The following is a 16,580-nucleotide window of genomic DNA, read 5'->3' as shown; positions in this document are numbered from 1 at the left end:
TTAACCTGCTCACCCGAGGATGCCATCAGCTTGCAGTGCTTTTCACCTATATGGGTGTAGGCATCAGGCCGCCGGTTTGTCCTGCTGCGAAGCGGCCTCGCTGGCCGCCAGCGCCTCGTCCACCAGTTGATCCCGCGCCCCGGTCATGCCGGCCCGCTTGGCCAGTAGATGGTAGATGGCGGGCACCAGCAGCAGGGTCACCAGGGTCGCGAGCGAGAGGCCGAAGAAGACCACGGTCCCCACCGACATCCGGCTCTCGTAGCCCGCGCCCATGGAGAGCATCAACGGCACGGCCCCTATGATGGCGGTGAGCGAGGTCATCAGGATCGGGCGCAAGCGACGCACCGAACCTGCGATGATCGCCTCGTCGAACCCCTCGCCGCGCTGGCGCAACTGGTTGATGAACTCGACGATCAGGATGCCGTTCTTGGTCACCATGCCGATCAGCATGATCATGCCGATCTGGCTGTAGATGCTCATCTCCTGCCCCGTCAGCCAGAGGCCGAGCAGGCCACCGAAGATGCCGAGCGGCACCGTCACCATCACCACCGCCGGGGTCAGCATGCTCTCGAACTGGGCCACCAGCACCAGATAGACCACCAGCAAGGCCAGAGCGAACACCATCACCATCTCGCCCTGGTTGTCACGATAGTCCTTGGACTCGCCGGCATAGTCCACCGTCATGCCGCTTGGCAGGTTGGCGCTAGCCCAGCCGTCGAGGTAATCCAGCGCCTCGCCCAAGGTGTGGCCCGGCGCCAGATCCGCGGTCAGGGTCACCGCCTTCTGACGCTGGTAGTGGTTGAGGCGCTGCGGGCTCGCCACCTGCTTGACAGTGGCCAGGGTCGAGAGGGTCACCATCTCGCCGTTGGCTGCCTTGAGGTAGATGCGACTCAAGTCGGAGACGCCGTTGAAGTCGCGCTGGTTGGCGCGCAGGTAGACGTCGTACTCCTCCCCTCTGTCGACATAGGTGGTCTGGCTGATGCCGCCGAGCAGGGCCTGCAGGGAACTCGCCACGGTGGAGACCGGGATGCCGAGCTGGTTGGCCCTATCCCGCTCTATGGTCACCTGCAGCTCCGGGGTCTTCTCGGCATAGTCGAGATCCGGCGTCTCCATCAGGCCGCTCTGGGCCGCCGCCTCTTTCAGGGCCAGCCCCTGCTGATAGAGCTCGGCGTAATCGGAGCCCTGCAGCACGAACTGCACCGCCGCGGTGGAGCCGCCGCGAAAGCCCGGCTGGAAGGTGCGGATCATCACGTCCGGAATACCGGCCAGCCGCCCGCTCAGGGACTTGGCAAATTCGGTGGCGGTTTCATCCCGCTCGGCCCAGTCGGTGAGCTGGATGATGGCCATGCCGGTCTGATCGCCGCCGCGGCCGAAGGCCGGGGTGCTGAAGCTCATGGCCTGCACCACCCCCTTGCCGAGCAGCGGCATGATGGCCGCCTCCACCTGCTGCATGTTGCGCTTCATCCGCTCGATGCTGGTGCCCTCGGCCCCCTTGACGAAAACGTAGAGCACGCCCCGATCCTCGGTCGGGGTCAGGCTGGTGGGCAGCTGGGCAAACAGGGCGCCAATACCGCCAAGGCAGAGCACCAGCACCAGCGGGGTCCAGCGCGAGTGGTGCAGCATCCAGCCGAGCAGCCGGCGGTAGTGGGTCTCCACCCAACCGAGGCCGCGATCGAGCGCCGCCGTCAGCCGGTTGGGCCGATCCACCGAGCGCATCAGCCAGGAGCCCATGGCCGGGGTCAGGGTGAGCGCGATCAGCGACGAGAAGAGCACCGCCAGCGACAGCAGGATGGCGAACTCGGTAAAGAGCCGGCCCACCATGCCATCCATGAAGGCGATAGGCACGAACACCATCACCAGCACGGCGGTGGTGGCGATCACCGCAAAGCCCACCTCGCGGGTGCCGTGCCAGGCGGCCAGCAGGGGCGGCTCACCGCGCTGCAGATGGTGGTGAATGTTCTCCACCACCACGATGGCGTCATCCACCACCAGACCGATGGCGAGAATGAGCGCCAGCAAGGTGATGAGGTTGATGGAAAAGCCCAGATACCAGGCTCCGATAAAGGCGGAGATGAGGGAGACCGGCACCGTGATGGCCGGAATGAGGGTGGTACGCCCCTGCCCCAGGAACAGGTAGAGCACGGCCACCACCAGCACGGCGCAGATGGCGAGGGTCTCGTACACCTCGTCGATGGCCTGCTTGATGAAGATGGTGGAGTCGTAGTCGACCTCCAGGGCCGCCCCCTCTGGCAGGAAGCGCTGCATCTCGGCCATCTTCTTCTCGACCCCCTGCGCCACTGCCAGCGGGTTGGCGGTGGACTGGGCGACGATGCCGATCCCCAGGCTCTCGCGGCCGTTGCGCTGGTAGGCGCTGTCTTCGTTCTTGGCCCCGACCTCCACATCGGCGATGTCGGCCAGATAGATGCTCTGGCCGTTGGTGGCGGTGCGCACCTGCAGCGCCTGGAAATCGGCGGCGGTGTGGTAGAGGCGGGCGATCTGCACCGCCATGGTCATGCTGTTGTTGCGGATCTCGCCGCCCGGCAGCTCGATGTTCTCGCGCTTGAGGGCGTCCTGCACGTCCGCCACCGTGACGCCGCGCGCCGCCATGTCGGCTGGGCGCAGCCGCACGTACATCACCTGGGTCAGATCGCCGGAGAGCGACACCTCGCTCACCCCGTCCACCAGGCTCAAGGGATCCACCAGTACCCGGTTGGCATAGTCAGTCATGGCGGTGCGGTCCATCTGGGTGCTGCTGAAGTTGAGCCAGACCGCCACGTCGCCGTTGCCGTTGTCCTTGGTGACCAGGGGTTCGTCCACCTCGTCCGGCAGCTTGGGACGGGCACGGGAGATGGCGTCGCGCACATCGGAGATCCCCTCCACCATGTTCCAGCCGAGCTTGAACTCCACCGTGATGACAGAGCGCCCCTTGCGGGTCACCGAGTTGATGTTCTTGATGCCGCTGATGCCGGAGAGCTGATCCTCGATGGGCTTGGTGACCTGACTCTCCATGACGGCGGGGGCGGCCCCCTCGTACATGGTGGTGATGGAGACGGACGGGGTCTGCACGTCCGGCATCTCCCGCACAGTCAGCTTGGAAAATGCCACCAGACCGAACACGGTGAGCAGCGCGCTCAGCACCACCGCCACCAGCGGGCGGCGCACGGAAATATCGGAGAGCCACATCAGCCTTTGACCTCCGCCAGATCGTGCACGCTGACGCCGTCACGCAGGTTGACCAGCCCCTCGACCACGATGCGATCGCCCACCTTGAGCCCTTCGGTCACCCACACCTCTTCGCCATGGGTATCCCCCAGCACCACTGGCACCCGCTTGACCTTGCCATTGGGTTCGAGACGATAGACGAAGCGCTGCTCGCCGGCATACTCCACCGACTGGGCGGGGATCAGGGTCATCTTCTGTGGCGGCAGGGAGAGCTCGACGTTGAGCAGCATGCCGGGGCGCAGCTGGCCGTCAGGATTGGGGATGATCACCCGCGCCTTGATGTTCTGGGTATCGTTGGAGACGCGGCTGTCCAGCGTCTCCAGCACGCCGCGGAAAGCTTGATCCGGCCAGGCCGAACTGGTCGCCGTCACCGCCATGCCGGGACGCAGCAGCGAGAGGTAGCGCTCAGGCACCGCCAGATCGAGCCGCAGCTTGGCCAGCTCGTCCAGGTGGAGCAGGGTATCGCCGCTGTTGACCAGGGCCCCTTCACTCAGGTCGATGAGGCTGACCGAGCCGTCGAATGGCGCCAGCAGGGTCCGCAGGGAGAGCTCGTACTTGGCGGCATCGGCCCGGGCCTGAGCCTGGGCGACCGTGGCCTCCTGCCCCTCCAGCTCCGAGGTAGTGATGGCACCGCGCGCCACCAGCCGGCGCATGTCCCGCAGCTTGCGGCTCTCGTCGCGCACGCTGGCGCTCTGCTCGGCCAGCTCCGCCTGCTGCTTGCCGGCGTCGAGGGCGATCAGCACGTCCCCCTGCTTGACCTGCTGGCCGGAGCGCACCGCGATCTTGACGATGCGGCCGGTCACCTCCGGGCTTATCACCACGGAGCGATTGGCGGCCAGCTTGCTCACCAGCTTGATGGAGGGTTCTGCCAGACTCTGGCTGACCGTCTGCGCCCTGATGTTGACCTGACGTGGCTGGGGTTTGCCGGCAGGGGCGGAGTGGCGGTAATACCAGCCGGCGGAAATCAGCAGAGAGAGGCAGGCAAGCACCAGCCATATACGCATTTTCATCAAGCAATCCATGAAATTAAGAGAAAAGAGGGCACTTCATCAATGATGGTCACCATGTTACCCCCTGACTATGCCGTGACTATGTATAAATGTGACAAAACGTAACAGAAACGGCGATATTTGATTGAAATAGCAGTAGCAGAAGACGGGCTTCACGATTGTGCCCTAAACTGATGCTCCGAACCTGTCCGGATCCCGCCTAACGCCTATGCCTGAACCCAGATCTCATTTTGTTACCTATCGTCTGCAATGGCTGCTCTGCGCCTTCGTCGCCCTGCTGCTGGCCATCACTCTCAAGCTGACCCTGACCCAGGTCACCGACCATTATCAGAGCGATACCCTCAGCACCGCCTCCCGCTTGAAATCCCAGTTTCAGCAGATGGAAACCTTTCTCGAGGCCATGCGCGGTCAGGCAGAAGAGCGGCTGCGCAGCAACCCGCAATCCGCCCTCACCCAGCAGCTCTACGGCGCCCTGCGGGAGAATGGCGACCAGGGCTTTGCGCTGGATCGGGTGCCCGCCAACCTGCCCAAGGGGCTCAGCGGCAACCTGACCGGGCTGGGACCGCTGCCAGCCCCCGGCAGCCCACGCGCCGCCAGGCTGCACCTGGCGCTGAGCCTCTCCCCCCTGCTATCCACCGCCAGCAAGCTGCTGGGGGACAAGGTTGGCTGGATCTACTTCACCGGGGTCGATGACTTCATCTACCTCTACCCCTGGGTTCCCACCAGCCAGTTTCACTTTCGGCGCAACATCTATCTCAAGTCCTACTGGCAGGATGCCCTGAAGCAGAAGGAGAAGAGCCTGCGCGCCACCGTCTCGCGCCCCTACGAGGACTTTGCCGGCGCGGGCCAGATGATCACCTTGTCACAGCCCATCGTGAAGGATCAGGTGCTGGTGGGGGTCATCAGCATCGATGTGCTGCTCTCCCGGCTGAAGCAGCTGCTGCGCGAATCCACCCCAGGTATCGGCTGCCTGTTTCTGATCAACCAGCATCAGCAGATCCTGGCCAGCAACGCACAGGAGGAGGGGCTGGTCCCAAAGCCGTCAAAGGCTCGGGATGGCTACCACTGGCAGCAGGGGGCCTTTCAGTTCCAGTACGACATTCCTGACACCGAGCTCACCCTGCTTCACCGCATCCCCCTATCCTCGCTGCTGTGGGCCCTGCTCTGCCAGTCCGCCCCGACCCTGATCGCCCTGTTCTTCATGGCCTGGGCCGTGCTTGCCAATCTCAAGTCCCGCCGCCTGAACCGGCAGCTCGACTACCTCTCTCGCCACGATGCCCTGACCGGTGCCTTCAACCGCCACTACTTCGACGAGTTTGAGCGCCGCCATCAGCAGCGCGGGGGCAGCGTCGGGGTGATCATGTTCGACTGCGATCACTTCAAGCAGGTCAACGACCGCTTTGGTCACGAGGTGGGCGATCAGGTGCTGATCCAGCTGGTGCGCCTGTGCCAGCAGCACCTGCGGCGGGAAGACGCCCTGATCCGCTGGGGCGGCGAGGAGTTTCTGCTGCTGGCGGCCAAAGGGGGCGAACCACTCGACCAGCTGGCCGAGCAGCTGCGTCTGCGCATCGCCCGCCACCCCTGGCAGGAGCTGGCGCCGGCCCTGGCGGTGACCGTCAGCCTGGGTTACCACCACAGCACTACCGATACCCAGTTGCAGGAGGCCATTCGGCGGGCCGACGTGGCGCTCTATCAGGCCAAGGCCAACGGTCGCAATCGCAGCGAACGCTGGCAGGATGACGGCGTCGGCAACTGCGGGTAAGCTGGCTTTCTCACTCACTCCTGGAGAGACAAAGTGGCACGAAAACCCCGTGTGGGACTGGCTCTTGGCAGCGGCGCGGCCCGTGGATGGGCACACATCGGCATCATACGGGCGCTGGAGCGACTCGGCGTCAAACCGGATCTGGTGGCGGGATGCTCCATCGGCAGCTTTGTCGGCGCCGCCTATGCCGCCGGTGAACTGGACAAGCTGGAGAGCTGGGTGCGCGGCTTCAGCCGCTTGCAGGTGGTCAGCCTGCTCGATCCGGCCCTCTCCGGCGGCCTGTTTCGCGGCGAGAAGGTGTTCGGCATCGCCGCCAACCACCTAGGCGATCCCGCCATCGAAACGCTGCCGCTCCCCTTTGCCTGCGTCGCCACCGAGCTCGACACCGGCCGCGAGATCTGGCTGCAGCAGGGGCCGCTGCGCCAGTGCGTGCGTGCCTCCTGCGGCATGCCCGGCATCCTGACCCCGACCCGGGTCGAGGATCGCTGGCTGGTGGACGGCGCCGTGGTCAATCCGGTGCCCATCTCGCTGGCCCGCGCCATGGGGGCCGAGGTGGTGATCGCCGTCAACCTCAACGCCGACATGCACCAGCCCTGGACCGACGAGCCGGATGAACCGAGTGGCGGCAACCGCTTCAGCCAGTGGTTCAACCGGGGCGACAGCCCCAACACACCGGGCATGTGGAGCGTGATGACCGGCTCCATCAACATCATGCAGGAGCGCATCACCCGCGCCCGGATGGCCGGCGACCCGCCCGAGATCCAGCTCTGCCCGCGCCTTGGCAGCTTCTCCATCATGGATTTCCACCGCGCCAGCGACGCCATCAACGAGGGCGAAGCCTGCGTCGAGCGCAACCTCGACCAGCTCAAGGATGAACTCGGCCGCCTCGGTGTGCTCTAGTACGGTTCACCAGATTCGTCCTCCCCAACAAAAAGAGCGCCTTATGGCGCTCTTTTGCTGTGGAAACTGTGAGCCCAACCTTGCTGGCTAGAACAGCCCCAACCCTTTGAGCATCACGATCAGGATCAACAGCGGCGACACGTAACGAATGATGAAGAACAGAGGTTTGAGGATCGCCAGCTCCAGTTCACCGCCGTTGGTCAGCGCCTCCTTCATTCGCTCGAAGCCCCACACCCAGCCCACGAACAGGCAGAGGAAGATGCCGCCAAGGGGCATCAATACGTTGGAGGAGACGAAATCGAACAGGTCGAAGAAGGTCTTGCCGGCGATATGAACCTCCGCCAGCGAGCTGTTGGAGAGCGCACAGGTCGACCCCACCGCCCCCAGCACCAACAGGTTGAGCAGGGTCGCCCTGGGGCGGCTCATGCGAAATCGCTCTGACACCACCGAGACCGGCACTTCCAGAATGGAGAGCATGGCGCCGGTGGCGGCGATGGCGGAGAGCACGAAGAACAGCACCATGAACAGGTGACCGAACGGAATGCTGGCGAAGACCGCCGGAATGGTGATGAACAGCAGGGAGGGACCGGCGGTGGGCTCAAAACCGAAGGCGAACACCGCCGGGAAGATGGCGATGCCGGCCAGCATGGAGACGAACAGGTCGGCACACATCACCCGGAAAGTGGTCAGCGGGATGTTCTGATCATCCCGAAAGTAGCTGCCATAGGTCATCATGCAACCCATGCCGATGGAGAGCTTGAAGAAGGCCAGCCCCATGGCGGTCAGCACCACCCCGGCCGTTATCTTGGAAAAATCCGGTGAGAACAGAAAATGCAGCCCCTGGCTCGCACCCGGCAGGGTCAGGCTGCGGATGCCGATAACAAGCAACAGGATAAAGAGCACCGGCATCAGCTTCTTGGTCACCGCCTCGATCCCCTTGGAGACCCCCATCAGCAGGATGCCACCCATCAGGGCCAGCACCAGCCACTGCCAGAGCAGGCTCTGCAGTGGGTCGCTTATCAGCGCTCCGAAGGCCGCCCCGGTCACCTTGGGATCGATCGACAGGATGGAGCCGTCCACGGCCTTGAAGATGTAGGCAAAGACCCAGGCAGCCACTTCGGAATAGAAGGACATGATAAGGAAGGCAGCCAACACCCCCATGGCCGCAATCAACCACCAGGGCTGCCCCTTGGGGGCCAGCTTGCTGAGGGTGGTGACGGCATCGGACTTGCCTTTGCGCCCCAGCATGATCTCGGAGATCATCACCGGCAGACCGACCAGCAGCGTCGCGATGACATAGACCAGCAGGAAACCGGCGCCGCCGTTTTCGCCCGTCAGGTAGGGAAACTTCCAGATATTTCCCAGCCCGACGGCTGAGCCCAGGGTGGCGGCAAGGACGCCGAATTTGCTGGTAAAGCCATCTCTGGCCTTGGGGGTGATTTGACTCATGCTTGTCTCACTGTGCGCATCATGCGAGGGATACCGCTAATTTTAGCGGTCAGAATTTTCTGAGGATTAATCCGGCTTGCCAAGGTATTTTCGTGAAAAGCCTTGGTGAGAGCACAATTAGCCAAATTTAATTAATTTCGTGGGTTGTTTGATGGATAAAAAAATGCCGCCTCGATGGCGGCATTTTTGTCAAAGCTCAATCAAATCAAGCCTTGGCAATATCGTCCGGGCCGATCTGACCGATTTCGGCGACTTTTTTGTCAGCCAGCAGCCAGAGGGTGAACTTGTGCAGTTCCGGGTGATGAGCCAGTGCCACCAGGAAGGCGCCACCAACTTCACGATAACCCAGTTCGTAGTTCTTCAGGGTGGTCGGGGGAACGCCCAGCAGATCTGCAAACTTGGGACGGCTCAGGCCGACCGCTTCACGGATCTGACGGATCTTCTTGCCAACAGTTACGATATTTGAATTCATGTGTTCCATACTCCGTACGGCGGATTGACTCCACCTTTATTTTTCGCGACGACTCGTAGTCAAGTGTATCAGTTTTGAACGGACTCGTTATGGTCGAGCCTCTATCTTTAATCAGCGTCTTTCGACGACAACCCTTGCAAACATCGGGGATGGTAATCGCTCAACCGCCTCAGGTAAACAGTCTCGAAAAGAAACCTTTATTGTTGCCACAGGAATAACTCGTATAATTCGCCGGCTATCCCTTAAGAGTAAGAACTCATGGCGCTTCCCGGCATAATCTCCTGTTTACACCCAGTCACCTCCCCCGCAGAACTCGCTCGTCAACTGCAGCAAGGCCAGCAGACTCGTGCCGAAGCCTTCTGGTTGCCCACAGCGCTGCACGATCAGGCGACAGCAGTTTTGGCTGCGCTCGATGACAAGAGCAGCCTGTTTCTTGAGCAGCCCGCAACCGGGCTGCCATTGCGCAGTCACGACGGCGTCATGCAGGAAGATGGCACCCTGCTGCTTGGCAATGGCCAGCATCTGGCGCTGGCCAAAGAGCCGGGCGATGGCGGACTGGTCCCCGTCAAAGGGCTGGCCGAGATGGCAAACTGGCTCGAAGCAGGCCACCTGCATTTCTGCTGTTCAGCTGCGGTACAGCCTGTGGCGCGGGCCATCCTCAACATCTGGCCGCTCGATCCCTACCTGGCCCGTCATTTTTTGTGCAGTTTTACACCCTTACTGTGCGAAGCAACCGAGGCCGATTACCTGGCCGTGTTCCAGGCGAGGGAATTTCCCGCCATGGCGCAATCTGACTGGGTTCAGGCCTATATGAAACTCGAGAAGAGACTGCACCGAGCCTATTTGGATCACTAATTAATTTGGATAAACAGCCAGTTATCCACACGACACAATTTGCCATATGGATTATGTGTGAGCTTGATCATGTTTTGAAATCGGCATAGAGTGCGCCACGTCATCGGAATGACATCGGCTGTTCGTGAAGGGTTGAAGGCATTGCTTAACACTGCCACCCGCTCGCTTGTGCACCAGGAATGTGTGCCTCCCGGATGGATCCGGGATCCCTGCCAGACTCAACGCTGTTGTTCGGCAGAGCCTGCAGCTTACATAAATTAAAAAGTGCGAAGCACGTGAACAACGTGCCATCTCAACGAGGATTTTTTTATGATGAAAATGGCTCCTTCCCTGATCGCCATCGCCATGGCTGCCATGGGTGCAACTGCAGCTCACGCCGCTGACGACATCTACTTCGGTGCCGGTGCCGGTGCTGCCCACTTCAACGGTCTGAACAAGATCGGTGGTGGCGGTTACGCTGGTACTGAAGACGCTGCTGCTGCCAACGCCTTCGTCGGTTACAACTTCACCGAAAACTTCGGTACCGAGTTCGGCTACCAGTACGCTGGCCGCGGCAACACCGACGGTCTGCGTTACGAGAACCAGGGTGCCACCCTGTCCGGTATCGCTCGTCTGCCGCTGGGCGGCGACTTCTCTGCCTTCGCTGAAGGCGGCGCCTACTGGGCTCACACCGATGGTCTGGGCACCAGCGACACCAAAGTATCCCCGCTGGCCGGCCTGGGCGTGACCTACAAGGTTAACGACGCGCTGGATCTGCAAGCTCGTTACCGCTACATGTGGGACGTGGCTGACCTGCACGCAGGCGATGCCCCGGACGACGTACGCTACAAGTCCAACCAGAGCGTTGCGACCCTGGAAGCCGTTTACCACCCGTTCCGCACTTCCTACGTAGCCCCGGCTCCGGCCCCTGTTGTTGAAGAAGCGCCGGCTCCGGCTCCGCAAGTTGTCGAGAAGAACTTCGCCCTGAACTCCGACGTGCTGTTTGCCTTTGGCAAAGACAGCCTGAAGCCGGAAGGCGTTGCTGCCCTGAACGGTCTGTACCAGCAAATCGTTGAATTCCAGCCGAAAGATGGCAACGCTGTTGTCGTTGGTTACACCGACCGCATCGGTTCCGACGCTTACAACCAGAAGCTGTCCGAAGCCCGCGCTCGCACTGTTGCCAACTTCCTGGTCAGCAAAGGCATGGCCGCCAGCAAAGTTGCTGTTGAAGGTCGTGGTGAAGCCAACCCGGTTACCGGCACCAAGTGCAACGGCGTGAAAGCCAAAGCTCAGCTGATCTCCTGCCTGGCTCCGGACCGTCGCGTTGAAGTTCGCGTATCCGGCGTACAAGAAGTTCAGAAGTAATCTGACTCCGTTCAGATGATGCGAAAAGGGGATGCCACGGCATCCCCTTTTGTTTGTCTCCCCGCCACCAACTGACCAAAAACACAGCAAGGCGCGTCACTTTCTGTCAAATCATTTCCCTCTTCCGGCTTTCTGCTACTTCGTGCAGAGCCGCGCCAGCGCTGGATATCTGTACAGAAACTTGATCAACACGAGTCAAAAGAATACAGTAACTCCGCTTGTAAGGCATTGGATGAACTATTAAAAGTGCTTCCGGCCCGGTTAGTTGTCCATGGAGCCAAGGCTTCGTGAGTATCCAGGAACCATCTCTTTTTTCATTCAGGCCAACCGTGGTTCACCATGGAGGTCACAGCTGAATTGTCACTTGTGACCGGTATAACTGAAGAGTGCGCAGTACGCCCTAGCACGGCAAACTCAACGAGGATAAAACGATGAAAATGAAAATGGCACCCGCCCTGATTGCTCTGGCCATCGCGGCCATGGGGACTTCCACCGCTCAGGCTGCCAACGACTGGTACACAGGTATCGGTGCTGGTTGGGCTTATGGCCACGACCTGAACGACTTTGGCAAAGATGCCGACAAGGATGCCACCGCGCTCTCCCTGTTTGGCGGCTACAACTTCAACGATAACTTCGGCGCCGAGCTGGGTTATCTCTACGCCGGCAAGGGTGGCGTCGATGGCGTTGACTTCAAGACCCAGGGCGCAACCCTGTCCGGTCTGGCTCGTCTGCCGCTCGGCGACATCTTCTCCGTGTTTGCAGAAGGCGGCGCCTACTTCAACCACGTCAACGGCAACGGCAGCAGCGACAACGGTACCGCGCCGCTTGCCGGTCTGGGCGTGACCGCCAAGCTCTCTGATCTGATCGATCTGCAGGCCCGTTACCGCTACATGTGGAACCTGGGTGACGAGCAGAAGACCTGGGAAACCAACATGAGCGTGGCCACCCTGGAACTGGTGATGCACCCGAACCGCTCCACTTACGTGGCACCGGTAGCAGCCCCGGCTCCCGAGCCGGTTCCTGAGCCGGTCGTGGTCGACAAAAACTTCGCCCTGAGTTCAGACGTGCTGTTTGCCTTCGGCAAATCCACCCTGAAACCGGAAGGCGTGGCTGCCCTGAACACCCTGTATCAGCAGATCGTCGACGTACAGCCGAAAGATGGCAGCGCCGTGGTCGTCGGTTACACCGACCGCATCGGCTCCGATGCCTACAACCTGAAGCTGTCTGAAGCCCGCGCCCGTACCGTGGCCGACTTCCTGGTCGGCAAGGGTCTGCCTGCCGGCAAGGTAGCCATCGAAGGTCGTGGCGAAGCCAACCCGGTCACTGGCACCCAGTGCAACGGCATCAAGGCCAAGGCCCAGCTGATCGCCTGCCTGGCCCCGGATCGCCGCGTAGAAGTGCGCGTCACCGGCGTACAGCAAGTCACCCAGTAAGTCACCTTGGTGACCGAAAAGGAGGCCATCTGGCCTCCTTTTTTATTGCCTGGCGCTCACCCTGAACACCTCGGCTGACCAGCAGATCCCGCTCATTGCCATCCTCGATACCACCTAAGTGGTTAAAAAACCTGCATCGCCTATAAATAGTGGTGGTTGTACACAACAGGGCTTGCGCCCTACTACACCAGACATCGACGAGGATACGCGATGAACATAAGAGTAAAACCTGTTTGGATTGCACTGGCACTGGCAGCCACGGGCGCACAGGCGGCGCCGGACAACGACTGGTACGCCGGGGTGGGGGGTGGCTGGGCCATCGCTCACGATCTGGGTGACTTTGGCAAGGATGCGAGCAAGGACGCCACCGCGCTCTCTCTGTTCGGCGGCTACAACTTCACCGAAAATCTGGGGGCCGAGCTCGGCTACCTGTCGACCGGTGACTGGGACGTGCAGGGCAACGACTTCAGCAGCCAGGGCGCCACCCTGTCGGTGATTGGTCGACTGCCGCTGGGGGATATCTTCTCGGTGTTCGCCGAGGGCGGCGGTTATGTCTACCACGTCAAGTCCATCAACGGCGGCGACAACAACCTGGCTCCGCTGGCCGGCCTCGGCCTCACCGCCAAGCTGCACGACTGGGTCGATATCCAGGCCCGCTACCGCTACATGGTCCGGGTCGGCGACGATCCCGACAATGACAAGGTAGGCAGCGGTACCCAACGCTGGGTCAGCGACATCAGCACCGCCACTCTGGAGCTGGTGATCCATCCCAACCGCAGCAAACCGGTTGAGCCGGCCCCCGCGCCCATGGTCGTTCCCCCACCACCGCCCGCTCCCGAGCCGGTGGATCAGACCTTCAACCTGAGTTCGGACGTGCTGTTTGCGTTTGGCAAGGCGGAGCTGAAACCGGAGGGGATGCAAGCGCTGGAGTCGCTCTATCAGCAAATAGCCGACGTCAAGCCCAAGGATGGCAGTGCCGTGGTGATGGGCTATACCGACCGTATCGGGTCGGATGCCAACAACCAGGCGCTGTCGGAGGCCCGCGCCAGCACGGTCGCCAACTTCCTGATCGGCAAGGGGCTGCCCGCTGACAAGGTGAGCATCCAGGGCAATGGCGAGAGCAACCCGGTCACCGGCAGCCAGTGTGATGCCATCAAGGCCAGGGCCGCCCTCATCGACTGCCTGGCACCGGATCGCCGAGTAGAAATCAGGGTCACCGGCACTCAGGGTGCCCCTGAGGCCGCCGCCGCCCCGGCCGAGCAGTAATTCCAGCCACGAAGAGAGCACAGTGCCAGACGTGTGAAGAGGTGCAGATAACAACAGGTGGAGAGCAAGCCCACCCACAACGCGATGTACAAAAAAGGGATGCCGAGGCATCCCTTTTGCTTTGCGTCTTCCCGCCGAAATCAGAAGGAGGTACGGCGATAGCGACGATACTCGGGGCGCCAGAAGTTGGCCTCGATGGATTGATCGATCACCTCGTCCGGGGTCTGTACCGCCTTGCCCTGCAGCATGGCGGTCTTGGCCACCATCTTGGCAATGTAACGGGAGACCTGGTGTATGTCCGCCAGATCCGGCAGCAAGGAGCCCTCCTCCCCCTTCACCAGTGGAGAGCACTCCGCCAGCGCACGGCTGGCCGACATCAGCATGGCGTCGGTCACCCGGGTGGCGCCGGAGGCGATGACGCCAAGGCCGATCCCCGGGAAGATGAAGGAGTTGTTGCACTGGGCGATGACGTAGCGCTTGCCCTTGTACTCCACCGGTGCAAACGGGCTGCCGGTGGCCACCAGCGCCTGACCGTCGGTCCAGCGGATGAGGTCTGCCGGCGTCGCTTCGACCCGGGAGGTGGGGTTGGAGAGCGGGAAGATGATGGGACGGGCACAGTGCTTGTGCATAGTCTTGACCACCTCTTCGGTAAACAGCCCCGGCTGGCCGGAGACCCCGATCAGAATGTCCGGGCGACCGTGCTCCATCACCTCCAGCAGGGAGATGTTGTCCCCCACCGGCCAGTCGGCAATGCGCTCCACCGGCTGGGAGAGGCGGCGCTGAAAGTCGAGCTGGTTGGGGATCTTGTCGGTGATAAGACCGAAGCGGTCCACCATAAAGACCCGGCTGCGTGCCTGGGCATCGGTCAGCCCTTCGGCCTTCATCTGCGCCACGATCTGCTCGGCGATGCCGCAGCCCGCGCTGCCCGCCCCGAGGAAGGCAACCCGCTTCTCGGAGAGCTTGGCGCCGGAGGCCTTGCAGGCGGCGATCAGGCTGCCCAGGGTCACCGCCGCGGTACCCTGAATGTCGTCGTTGAAGCAGCAGAGCTCGTTCTTGTAGCGGTTGAGCAGCGGCATGGCATTGTTCTGGGCGAAGTCCTCGAACTGCAGCAGGATATCGGGCCAGCGGCGCTTGACCGCCTGAATGAAGGCATCGACGAACTCGGCATACTCTTCACCGGAGATGCGCGGATTGCGCCAGCCCATGTAGAAGGGGTCGTTCAGCAACTGCTGGTTGTTGGTGCCCACGTCCAGCACCACCGGCAGGCAGTAGGCGGGCGAGATGCCGCCACAGGCGGTGTAAAGCGACAGCTTGCCGATGGGAATGCCCATGCCGCCGATCCCTTGGTCACCCAGACCCAGGATCCGCTCGCCGTCGGTGACCACGATCACCTTGACGTTCTGCTTGGTGGCGTTTTGCAGCATGTCATCGATCCTATCCTTGTCCGGATAGGAGATGAACAGACCACGGGCGCGGCGATAGATGTTGGAGAACTCCTCGCACGCCTTGCCGACGGTCGGGGTGTAGATGATGGGCAGCATCTCGGTCAGATGGTTGTGCAGCAGCCGGTAGAACAGCGTCTCGTTGGTGTCCTGGATGTTGCGCAGATAGATGTGCTTGTCCATGTCGTTGCCAAACGCCATGAACTGGCGATAGGCACGCTCGGCCTGCTCTTCGATGGTCTCGATATTCTGGGGCAGCAGCCCCTCGAGGTTGAAGTTGCTGCGCTCTTCGCTGGTGAAGGCGCTGCCCTTGTTGAGCAGCGGGGTCTCCAGCAGGGCGGGACCGGCGTAGGGAATGTAGAGAGGACGTTTCTGGTTATTATCTTCAAACATGGATCTTGATACCTAAACGGTTAGCTAGACGCAGGAATCCGCCGATCCTAGGGGCTTGTGTCATTAATTTCAAAGAGTTTGCATATCCGTTGCAAAAGGTTTGCGACCGAGTCGACGAAATGCCCCCGGGGTCTGACCAGTCAGGCGTCGAAACGAGTTGGCAAAGTTGGCGCCATCGCTATAACCGACCCGGGCGGCCAGCTCGCTGAGCGGCCAATTGGTATAAAGCAGCAACTGGCGCGCCTTGTTCATTCTGAGCTCGGTCACCCTTGCCATCGGCCCCATGCCAAAGTGCTGCTGACAGAGGCGGTGCAGATGAGGCACCGAGCAGGCCATCTGGTCGGCGAGCTGGGCCACGCTCCAGGGCTCGTCGAGGCGCGCCTCCACCCGGCGAAACAGCGCCTGCAGGCGCAGCTCCGGCGTGCCACGCACCTCCCCCTGCAGGGTGCGCTCCAAGAGCGCCAGCAGCAGGCTCAGCAGTTGGGGCTGCAGCGGTGAACGAGTGCCCTCCCCCTGCATCAGGCTGAGCAGGTGATAGAGTTGCTCCCCCTCCTCCCCCTGCCAAATACGGTGGCCGAGCCGGTGCAGGTGCTGCCAGCGCGGCACGTCATCCAGCAGGATCCAGCTGGTGCGCCACTGCCCCCCCACCAGCTTGAGACCACCGGGCACAGCCGCCGGCAGGAAGATGAGCGAACCGGCCGGAATGGGCTGCTCGCCGCCATCGGTGAGCAGGGCGCCCCCCTCGTCGTGGCTCACCATCAGGATGTGGAACTCCGGCCGGTTGCGACGGATCAGGTAGTGATCGCGGATGCTCGAGAGCCCGGTCAGGAAGATGCCCGCCTCGCCCAGCAGCGGCAGCCCTTCGCGCCCTAGCATTCGCTCCTCGCAGGCCGGGGCAATTTCCAGACACTCGCTGACAAACGGCATAACACCTCAACAGGATAGTTTGACACAAGAAAGCCGAGAGAGGCTCACAGTGAAGCCGCCCGCCACTCCCCCTATCATACCCATGACAAACCTTGCTTTTTATCT

Annotated in this window: 12 protein-coding genes; 6 read left to right on the top strand and 6 right to left on the bottom strand. The window is 61.8% G+C overall.

Features of this window, described 5'->3' with window-relative positions:
• Positions 1-63: 63 nt before the first annotated feature.
• Together ACPDZI_RS06000 and ACPDZI_RS05995 are read right to left on the bottom strand one after the other, a co-directional pair.
• Complete coding sequence (locus ACPDZI_RS06000; RefSeq protein WP_438834187.1) at positions 64-3,183, bottom strand: efflux RND transporter permease subunit; 3,120 nt, start codon at positions 3,181-3,183, stop codon at positions 64-66.
• Positions 3,183-4,232, bottom strand: a complete 1,050-nt coding sequence (locus tag ACPDZI_RS05995) for an efflux RND transporter periplasmic adaptor subunit (protein ID WP_029301519.1) — start codon at positions 4,230-4,232, stop codon at positions 3,183-3,185. The genes ACPDZI_RS06000 and ACPDZI_RS05995 overlap by 1 nt, the downstream gene beginning before the upstream one ends.
• Before the next feature lie 208 nt (positions 4,233-4,440).
• Here ACPDZI_RS05995 and ACPDZI_RS05990 point away from each other — a divergent pair, with 208 nt between their 5' ends.
• Positions 4,441-5,994 carry a sensor domain-containing diguanylate cyclase gene (locus tag ACPDZI_RS05990; RefSeq protein ID WP_438834186.1) on the top strand — a complete coding sequence of 518 codons (1,554 nt, stop codon included), beginning with the start codon at positions 4,441-4,443 and terminating at the stop codon, positions 5,992-5,994.
• A 33-nt stretch (positions 5,995-6,027) separates the two neighbouring features.
• Positions 6,028-6,894: a patatin-like phospholipase family protein gene (locus tag ACPDZI_RS05985; protein ID WP_011705198.1), complete on the top strand. Its 867-nt coding sequence runs from the start codon at positions 6,028-6,030 to the stop codon at positions 6,892-6,894.
• An 87-nt stretch (positions 6,895-6,981) separates the two neighbouring features.
• Here ACPDZI_RS05985 and ACPDZI_RS05980 read toward each other — a convergent pair whose 3' ends face one another.
• Positions 6,982-8,343, bottom strand: a complete 1,362-nt coding sequence (locus tag ACPDZI_RS05980; RefSeq protein ID WP_438834185.1) for a sodium-dependent transporter — start codon at positions 8,341-8,343, stop codon at positions 6,982-6,984.
• Between the two features lie 205 nt (positions 8,344-8,548).
• Positions 8,549-8,815: a helix-turn-helix domain-containing protein gene (locus tag ACPDZI_RS05975; RefSeq protein WP_005298604.1), complete on the bottom strand. Its 267-nt coding sequence runs from the start codon at positions 8,813-8,815 to the stop codon at positions 8,549-8,551.
• A gap of 258 nt (positions 8,816-9,073) precedes the next feature.
• Between ACPDZI_RS05975 and ACPDZI_RS05970 the strand changes: the two genes are divergently transcribed.
• The 4 genes from ACPDZI_RS05970 to ACPDZI_RS05955 all read left to right on the top strand — a co-directional run bounded on the left by ACPDZI_RS05970 (position 9,074) and on the right by ACPDZI_RS05955 (position 13,713).
• The gene (locus ACPDZI_RS05970; RefSeq protein ID WP_438834184.1) at positions 9,074-9,670 is read left to right on the top strand and encodes a hypothetical protein; all 597 of its coding nucleotides are present in this window, start codon (positions 9,074-9,076) and stop codon (positions 9,668-9,670) included.
• A 309-nt stretch (positions 9,671-9,979) separates the two neighbouring features.
• On the top strand, positions 9,980-11,014 hold the full coding sequence (locus ACPDZI_RS05965) for an OmpA family protein (protein ID WP_011705194.1): 1,035 nt from the start codon (positions 9,980-9,982) through the stop codon (positions 11,012-11,014).
• 431 nt (positions 11,015-11,445) lie between these two features.
• On the top strand, positions 11,446-12,447 hold the full coding sequence (gene ompA / locus ACPDZI_RS05960; RefSeq protein WP_016349943.1) for a porin OmpA: 1,002 nt from the start codon (positions 11,446-11,448) through the stop codon (positions 12,445-12,447).
• Between the two features lie 210 nt (positions 12,448-12,657).
• Complete coding sequence (locus ACPDZI_RS05955) at positions 12,658-13,713, top strand: OmpA family protein (protein ID WP_146062248.1); 1,056 nt, start codon at positions 12,658-12,660, stop codon at positions 13,711-13,713.
• Between the two features lie 140 nt (positions 13,714-13,853).
• Here the strand turns inward: ACPDZI_RS05955 and ACPDZI_RS05950 are convergent, their stop codons facing one another.
• Positions 13,854-15,548 carry an NAD-dependent malic enzyme gene (locus ACPDZI_RS05950; RefSeq protein WP_438834183.1) on the bottom strand — a complete coding sequence of 565 codons (1,695 nt, stop codon included), beginning with the start codon at positions 15,546-15,548 and terminating at the stop codon, positions 13,854-13,856.
• Positions 15,549-15,617: 69 nt separating this feature from the next.
• Positions 15,618-16,475, bottom strand: a complete 858-nt coding sequence (locus tag ACPDZI_RS05945) for a helix-turn-helix transcriptional regulator (RefSeq protein WP_438834182.1) — start codon at positions 16,473-16,475, stop codon at positions 15,618-15,620.
• Between the last annotated feature and the right edge of the window lie 105 nt (positions 16,476-16,580).

The sequence above is a fragment of the Aeromonas oralensis genome (assembly GCF_049665575.1).
GTDB lineage: Bacteria > Pseudomonadota > Gammaproteobacteria > Enterobacterales > Aeromonadaceae > Aeromonas > Aeromonas hydrophila.
The sequence above is the reverse complement of the archived record's forward strand: the minus strand, read 5'-3'. Positions and strand labels throughout refer to the sequence as shown.

Excerpts from the sequence above, each read along its gene's own strand:
- ACPDZI_RS05970 (WP_438834184.1), top strand. The coding sequence starts at position 9,074 with ATGGCGCTTCCCGGCATAATCTCCTGTTTACACCCAGTCACCTCCCCC.
- ACPDZI_RS06000 (WP_438834187.1), bottom strand. The coding sequence starts at position 3,183 with ATGTGGCTCTCCGATATTTCCGTGCGCCGCCCGCTGGTGGCGGTGGTG.
- ACPDZI_RS05965 (WP_011705194.1), top strand. The coding sequence starts at position 9,980 with ATGATGAAAATGGCTCCTTCCCTGATCGCCATCGCCATGGCTGCCATG.
- ACPDZI_RS05945 (WP_438834182.1), bottom strand. The coding sequence starts at position 16,475 with ATGCCGTTTGTCAGCGAGTGTCTGGAAATTGCCCCGGCCTGCGAGGAG.
- ACPDZI_RS05990 (WP_438834186.1), top strand. The coding sequence starts at position 4,441 with ATGCCTGAACCCAGATCTCATTTTGTTACCTATCGTCTGCAATGGCTG.
- ACPDZI_RS05975 (WP_005298604.1), bottom strand. The coding sequence starts at position 8,815 with ATGAATTCAAATATCGTAACTGTTGGCAAGAAGATCCGTCAGATCCGT.
- ACPDZI_RS05995 (WP_029301519.1), bottom strand. The coding sequence starts at position 4,232 with ATGAAAATGCGTATATGGCTGGTGCTTGCCTGCCTCTCTCTGCTGATT.
- ACPDZI_RS05980 (WP_438834185.1), bottom strand. The coding sequence starts at position 8,343 with ATGAGTCAAATCACCCCCAAGGCCAGAGATGGCTTTACCAGCAAATTC.
- ompA (WP_016349943.1), top strand. The coding sequence starts at position 11,446 with ATGAAAATGAAAATGGCACCCGCCCTGATTGCTCTGGCCATCGCGGCC.
- ACPDZI_RS05950 (WP_438834183.1), bottom strand. The coding sequence starts at position 15,548 with ATGTTTGAAGATAATAACCAGAAACGTCCTCTCTACATTCCCTACGCC.
- ACPDZI_RS05955 (WP_146062248.1), top strand. The coding sequence starts at position 12,658 with ATGAACATAAGAGTAAAACCTGTTTGGATTGCACTGGCACTGGCAGCC.